This window comes from Mammaliicoccus sp. F-M27, from assembly GCF_022387115.1.
Taxonomy (GTDB): Bacteria; Bacillota; Bacilli; order Staphylococcales; family Staphylococcaceae; genus Mammaliicoccus; species Mammaliicoccus vitulinus.
In genome coordinates this window covers 1-248 of sequence record NZ_JAJNIE010000047.1, presented here as the reverse complement: position 1 = coordinate 248, position 248 = coordinate 1, and the positions used below count along the sequence as shown (strand labels likewise).

General features: G+C 29.8%; 1 protein-coding gene. It reads right to left on the bottom strand.

The window, feature by feature from the left end; genetic code table 11:
- Positions 1-161 (bottom strand): helix-turn-helix domain-containing protein (locus LQ598_RS13735; RefSeq protein WP_239745726.1); only part of this gene is annotated, 161 nt, incomplete at its 3' end.
- Positions 162-248 lie beyond the last annotated feature (87 nt).

The window sequence follows — 248 nt, the reverse complement described above, 5'->3', positions numbered from 1 at the left end:
AATCTATGTGTTTCCCCATTTCTATACCATTTCCACCACACTTTAACTTGAGATTCATTTTTAATATTTAAAGCATCCATTATTTCTCTTGCGCTATATCCTTTAAGTTTCATTTCTACTACTTTATATTTTGTTTCAACTGAATATGCCACTCTTTTCATAGAAAAAACACCTCCGTATAAATTCATTTTAATATGAATTCAACGAAAGTGTTTTTATTTTACTCCCACATCATGGGGTTAGTGCAA